General features: G+C 61.2%; 7 protein-coding genes and 1 pseudogene. 7 read left to right on the top strand and 1 reads right to left on the bottom strand.

The annotated features are described in order from the left end of the window. Positions 1-8 precede the first annotated feature (8 nt). The 4 genes and pseudogenes from BFP96_RS18780 (at position 9) to BFP96_RS18790 (ending at position 3543) form a co-directional block, all read left to right on the top strand. Positions 9-1196 carry an alginate O-acetyltransferase gene (locus tag BFP96_RS18780; RefSeq protein WP_065936803.1) on the top strand — a complete coding sequence of 396 codons (1188 nt, stop codon included), beginning with the start codon at positions 9-11 and terminating at the stop codon, positions 1194-1196. Positions 1197-1212: 16 nt separating this feature from the next. Next, positions 1213-1869: an alginate O-acetyltransferase AlgF gene (locus tag BFP96_RS18785; protein ID WP_016978194.1), complete on the top strand. Its 657-nt coding sequence runs from the start codon at positions 1213-1215 to the stop codon at positions 1867-1869. A gap of 40 nt (positions 1870-1909) precedes the next feature. Continuing rightward, positions 1910-1996: pseudogene (locus BFP96_RS31835) on the top strand (outer membrane lipoprotein carrier protein LolA); the annotation flags it as partial. 95 nt (positions 1997-2091) lie between these two features. Beyond that, a complete protein-coding gene (locus BFP96_RS18790) occupies positions 2092-3543 on the top strand; it encodes a mannose-1-phosphate guanylyltransferase/mannose-6-phosphate isomerase (protein WP_065895311.1) in 1452 nt (483 codons plus the stop codon). Between the two features lie 92 nt (positions 3544-3635). Here the strand turns inward: BFP96_RS18790 and BFP96_RS18795 are convergent, their stop codons facing one another. Further along, entirely contained in the window at positions 3636-4118 is a 483-nt protein-coding gene (locus BFP96_RS18795) for a hypothetical protein (RefSeq protein WP_128875760.1), read from the bottom strand. Between the two features lie 195 nt (positions 4119-4313). Between BFP96_RS18795 and BFP96_RS18800 the strand changes: the two genes are divergently transcribed. The 3 genes from BFP96_RS18800 to BFP96_RS18810 are packed head-to-tail and all read left to right on the top strand — an operon-like array spanning position 4314 to position 6007. After that, positions 4314-4778 (top strand): multidrug transporter, encoded by a 465-nt coding sequence (locus tag BFP96_RS18800; protein ID WP_065895309.1) that lies wholly within the window; start codon positions 4314-4316, stop codon positions 4776-4778. Positions 4779-4792: 14 nt separating this feature from the next. After that, positions 4793-5605 carry an SDR family oxidoreductase gene (locus BFP96_RS18805; RefSeq protein ID WP_065895308.1) on the top strand — a complete coding sequence of 271 codons (813 nt, stop codon included), beginning with the start codon at positions 4793-4795 and terminating at the stop codon, positions 5603-5605. Continuing rightward, a complete protein-coding gene (locus tag BFP96_RS18810) occupies positions 5606-6007 on the top strand; it encodes a DUF4440 domain-containing protein (protein ID WP_065936804.1) in 402 nt (133 codons plus the stop codon). It abuts the gene before it with no gap. Positions 6008-6296 lie beyond the last annotated feature (289 nt).

Genomic DNA, 6296 nt, shown 5'->3' on the forward strand with positions numbered 1-6296 from the left:
AGCCGACCATGACCCGTTCATTACGCATCCTCTATATCAGCCTGTTCCTGGTGCTGCTGCTGGCACTGGGCGCCTGGTCACTGCGCAGCTTCCTGGGCTTCAGCACCAACGCCGATGCCACGGTGCTCAACGGGCGCTGGACCAAGGCCGTCGAGACCCATTACGACGAGGCGTTCCCGATCAAGCGCCTGGGCACCAACCTGTGGGCGGCGCTGGACTACAAGCTGTTCAACGAAGGTCGCCCTGGCGTGGTGCTGGGCCGCGATCACTGGCTGTACAGCGACGAGGAATTCAACCCCGCCGTCAATGAAGACCAGAACCTGCAAGGCAATTACGCACTGGTCGAAGGCGTGCGCCAGAAGCTCAAGGCTCAGGGCATCCAACTGGTGATGGCGATCGTGCCGGCCAAGGTGCGCCTGTACCCGGAACACCTGGGTGAGGTGAAACCAGCAAGCATCCACGCCAACCTGTACCAGGATTTCCATGCCCGTGTGGCCGCAGACAACATCCCTGCCCCGGACCTGCTCGGCCCGCTGCAACAGGCCAAGCTCGCCGGCAAGCAAGTGTTCCTGCGCACCGATACCCACTGGACCCCGGACGGCGCGGAAATCGCCGCCAAGCAACTGGCCAGGGCGATTGCCGACAAGACTCCGCTGAGCGGCGAGCCGCAGCGCTTTGTCACCGAAGCCGAGAAGACCGAACCGCATAAAGGCGACCTGCGTCTGTTCCTGCCCCTGGACCCGCTGTTCGAAAACCTGATGCCGCCCAAGGAGCCGCTGCAAAAACGCGTCACCCACCTGGCCGAAGAGAAAGGTGATGACGCGCTGTTCAGCGACAGCGAAACCCCGGTGGCCCTGGTGGGCACCAGCTACAGCGCCAACCCCAACTGGAACTTCGTCGGCGCCCTCAAGCAAGCCCTGGGCAGCGACGTGGTCAGCTACGCCGAAGACGGCCACGGCCCGATCCTGCCGATGCTCAGCTACCTGAAAAGCGACGATTTCAAGAACAACCCGCCCCAGGTGCTGATCTGGGAGTTCCCCGAACGCTATCTGCCCGTCAACAACGAAATCGGTGATGCCGACCCCGCGTGGGTTGCGCAGCTTAAACAAGCCGGTTCGCGCCAACAGAACATGGCAAGCAACACCCCTGCTTTTAAAAATCAGAAATCCGAGACGCCCGACCGGGCGCAAAACTGAAAGAGAGGTAACTCACATGACTTTCACTACAACTCCTCGTCGTCTCGCCAAGACCCTGGCTATCGCCGCCGGCCTGAGCTTCGTATCCATGTCCGCCTTCGCCGGTGGTGATGCCGCGCTCTACGGCCCAACGGCGCCGAAAGGCTCGAGCTTCGTGCGCATCTACAACGCCAGCAACCAGGAAGTCAGCGCCACGGTCGGCGCCACCAACCTCAGCGACGTTGCGCCACTGGCCAGCAGCGACTTCAGCTTCATGCCGGGCGGCGACTACAGCGCCAAAGTCGGCAGCCAGACCGTACCGGTCAAGCTCGCCGCCGATCACTACTACACCCTGGTCAACAGCGGCAGCGGCCAGCCTCAGTTGATCGAGGAACCACCGTTCAAGAACAAGCAGAAATCCCTGGTGCGCGTGCAGAACCTCAGCGACAAGGCCCTGACCTTGAAGACTGCCGACGGCAAGACCGACGTGGTCAAGTCGGTGGCCGCCAAGGGCCGTGGCGAACGTGAAATCAACCCGGTGAAGGTGAGCCTGGCGTTGTATGACGGTGACAAGAAAGTCGGCGATGTGAAGCCGGTTGCCCTGGAACGCGGTGAGGCAGCGGTGCTGTACGTCACCGGTTCCGGTTCAAGCCTGTCGCCGGTCTGGGTGAAACGCCCAGTGTCGACCCGCTGATTATTTCCCGAACTGAACGCAATCTACTGCAGGAGCAGGCTTGCCCGCGAAGAACGTCAACGATGACGCAGCGCCTTTGGTTTATCGCGGTGCTCTCAGGTTTTTCGCGAGCAAGCTCGCTCCTACAGGGGATCGAGGCGCCGGTTCGGACCGAGACAAAAACAAGAGTGAAACGACAAACCTTCGTAGCTCTGACCCAAACTGATTCAAGGAGAAACACCCATGATTCCAGTCATCCTTTCCGGTGGTAGCGGCTCACGTCTTTGGCCGCTTTCGCGTAAACAGTTCCCCAAGCAATTCCTGGCCTTGACCGGCGAGCACACGTTGTTCCAGCAAACCCTGGAACGCCTGGTGTTCGAAGGCATGGACTCCCCCATCGTGGTCTGCAACAAGGACCACCGCTTTATCGTCAACGAGCAACTGAGCGCGCGCAAGCTTGAGTGCCAGCGCATCCTGATGGAGCCGTTCGGCCGTAACACCGCGCCGGCCGTGGCCCTGACCGCGATGATGCTGGTCAATGAAGGCCGTGACGAGCTGATGCTGGTGCTGCCTGCCGACCACGTGATCGACGACCAGAAAGCCCTGCAACGCGCCCTGGCCCTGGCCACCGTGGCCGCCGAGCGCGGCGAGATGGTGCTGTTCGGCGTGCCGGCAACCCGTCCGGAAACCGGTTACGGCTACATCAAGTCCAGCAACGATTCACTGCTGCCTGAAGGCGTAAGCCGCGTGCAGCAGTTCGTGGAAAAACCCGATGAAAAACGCGCCGTCGAGTTCGTCAAAAGCGGCGGCTATTTCTGGAACAGCGGCATGTTCCTGTTCCGCGCCAGTCGTTTCCTGGAAGAGCTGAAAAAGCACGACCCGGACATCTACGACACCTGCGTGCTGACCCTGGAACGCAGCGAGCAGACCGCCGACACCGTGACCTTCGACGAAGCCACCTTCGCCTGCTGCCCGGACAACTCCATCGACTACGCCGTGATGGAAAAAACCCAGCGCGCCTGTGTGGTGCCGTTGAGCGCCGGCTGGAGCGACGTGGGCTGCTGGGCCTCGCTGTGGGCGGTCAATGACAAAGACGCCAACGGCAACGTGAGCAAAGGCGACGTGGTGATCCAGGACAGCCGCAACTGCATGGTGCATGGCAACGGCAAGCTGGTCTCGGTGATCGGCCTGGACAACATCGTGGTGGTGGAAACCAAGGACGCGATGATGATTGCTCACAAGGACAAGGTCCAGGGCGTCAAGCAGATGGTCAACACCCTTAACGAGCAAGGCCGCAGCGAGACCCAGAATCACTGTGAAGTCTATCGTCCGTGGGGCTCCTACGACTCGGTGGACATGGGCGGGCGTTTCCAGGTCAAGCACATCTCGGTCAAGCCGGGCGCCTGCCTGTCGCTGCAGATGCACCACCACCGCGCCGAGCACTGGATCGTGGTCAGCGGCACCGCTGAAGTCACCTGTGACGACAACGTGTTCCTGCTCTGCGAGAACCAGTCCACCTACATCCCTATCGCTTCGGTGCACCGTCTGCGCAACCCGGGCAAGATCCCGCTGGAGATCATCGAGGTGCAATCGGGCAGCTACCTGGGCGAAGACGATATCGAGCGTTTCGAAGATATCTACGGTCGCTCCACGCCGATTGAACGTGGCGTGTCAGTGAAAACTATTGCGCAATAAACGAGTCGTAACAGAAACCCCCGTCCAGCCAACTGCGTTCCCTATCCGCAGTCGGTTGGGCGGGGGGTTTTCAGCTCAGTTAGCTTCTGAACCTATGGCCTCTGATCACTTGAACGCTTCCAGTTCGATGGGGAGTAGGCGTTATAGCCCCCGCTCCCGTTAGAGCTGCTACCCGCATTGCTGTATTTATCCTTGCCGATTTCCTCGGCGCCCCTGCCCATCCATGTGGCTGCCGCACCCGCAACTTTCGCACCAAAACCACCCGACCTGGCGAGCTGCTTTCCGACCCCTTGCAACATCGCGCCACCCACGGTAAGGGCTGCCCCTGCGGCTTTATCTTTGGTGTCGTTGTTGTTGAGGGCAGTGGGAAAGCGCGAACTGACCTGGTCATTGAGGCCTTGCATGACAGTCTGCCGCAAGTTCGTCAGCCCCAGGTTCTGCATACGTGGCAATGACGTTGATCCGACCTCCTGGTCAGGCGCATGAATGATTGCTGCCGCCGCGGCGGACGGGGGCGGAGCCATCGGTGCGGTAAGGGAGGTCAGCACGGGTGTAGCAATGTTTGATACGGTCATAAAGGCACCTGACTTATCGGTTGGTTACCTCCCTGGCGTCAGATCATTCCATTTAAATATGTTGTGGCAAAAAAGCTCGATGCGGTTCCCATGCCCTCGGGCCAGAGACCTGTGCACCTGGGAAAAGCATCGAGCGCAATAGGCAATCGGGGCGCCCCACGAGTAGGATGTTTGATCCCTTGTGAGGTTATCGTTATGTTCTTCGGTGTGCTGCTGATCATCACTTGGCTGATCCTGCTGCTGCGCTACCCGGCCAAGGCCTTGCCGGTATCGCTGGCCGCTGCCGTCGGCCTGGGTTTGGTGGCGGTGTGGGTGGTGTGGCTGGACAACCGCGAAGCCGCGCAACTGGCCCGCCTGGAACTGCGCATCACCTACGCCCCGCAGGAATGCCCTGCCGACCGCCCGTTGAAGCTGGTCTTGAACAATGGCAACGACGTGCCCCTCACCGAATTGCGTTGGCGCGTCGCGGCCTATGCACCGGGCGACACGGTGAACCTGGCCGACAACGTCTACGCCGCCCCCCGTTATCGTGGCCCCGGGGAACTGCAGGCCGGCGCCACCTGGGAAGACTGCCTGCCCACCCCGCCACTGCGCCCCGGCTATCGCCCGCAAACCCTGGAATTTCGCGCCGAGCACCTGCAAGGCAGTTTCTCGGACTGACAAAGGATTGATCCATGCCCACCGTACTCATCACCGGTTGTTCCAGCGGCATTGGCCGTGCCCTGGCCGACAGCTTCAAAACCGCCGGCTTTAACGTTTGGGCCAGCGCCCGCCGCCCGGACGACGTCGCCGCCCTCGCCGCCGCTGGCTTCAACGCCGTGCAACTGGACGTCAACGACAGCGCCGCCTTGCAGCAACTGGCCGCACAGTTGGGCGAGCTGGACGTGCTGGTCAACAACGCCGGCTACGGGGCTATGGGCCCGCTGCTCGATGGCGGCACCGACGCCATGCAACGTCAGTTCGAAACCAATGTGTTCTCCATCGTCGGCGTCACCCAGGCGCTGTTCCCCGCGCTACGCAAGCGCAAGGGCCTGGTGGTGAATATAGGCAGCGTTTCCGGTGTACTGGTCACGCCGTTCGCCGGCGCCTACTGCGCTTCCAAAGCCGCCGTGCATGCCTTGAGCGATGCGTTGCGCATGGAGCTGGCGCCGTTCGGTGTACGGGTCATGGAAGTACAGCCCGGCGCAATCAATACAAGCTTTGCAAAAAACGCCGGCGCCCAGGCCGAATTGCTGATCAACGAACAATCGCCGTGGTGGCCGTTGCGCGAAGGTATTCGTGCGCGCAGTCAGGCGTCCCAGGACAAACCCACCCCAGCCAACGAGTTCGCGGCGGATGTGCTCAAGGCCGTGCAGCAAGCACGACCACCGCGCCTGTTGCGTTCGGGCAATGGCAGCCGCGCGTTGCCGTTGATGGCGGCGTTGTTGCCCAAGGGGTTGTTGGAAGCCGTACTGAAGAAACGCTTTGGTTTGAAGGGGAATTTGTAAATGATCGACTACAGCGATTTTTTTGAAGAAGTAATCCAGACCCACGTCGAAATCGAGCAATGGTTCGCCGGCGTCGCCCCTGAGGGCACTTTGCAGAACCTGCTCGCGCGCTTCTCTCCCGAATTCAGCATGATCGCCCCCGCCACCGGCACACGCGTCAATGCAGCCGGGGTCAACGCGCTGTTTACTCGCCTGGGCGGCATGCGTCCTGGGCTGAAAATCACCTTGAGTGAAATGGCCGGGATTGACCGGCATGCGCGCGGTGCGACGGTGACGTATCGGGAGCATCAGGTGGACAACAGCGGCACCCGGACGGATCGTCGCGCGACCGTGGTGTTTGAGAAGCAGGCGAGTGGCGCGCTGTTGTGGCGACACTTGCACGAGACGTTTATCAAAGCTTAACGCGGGTCTAAATGTGGGAGGGGGCTTGCCCCCAATTACACAACTCTGTAGCGCTCAACCGTAACCACGATGCGAAGCGAGCCGCTCTTGATCTGCTTTTGATCTTAGGCGCCCCGTTAAACCACGCTGGCCGAACGCAGGCTTGAATCCGTGGGCAACCCGGCAGGACGCAGGGTTAGCCCCGAGGCCGCCATCCGGGGGCAAGCCCCCTCCCACAGTTGGGCCAGGATCGACACAAGATACCGGTCGGCTCTAAGGCCGCCGCGCTTTTGCTTTTGATCTTAGGCGC

The sequence above is a fragment of the Pseudomonas sp. 34 E 7 genome (genome assembly GCF_900005715.1).
GTDB classification, from domain to species: domain Bacteria; phylum Pseudomonadota; class Gammaproteobacteria; order Pseudomonadales; family Pseudomonadaceae; genus Aquipseudomonas; species Aquipseudomonas orientalis_A.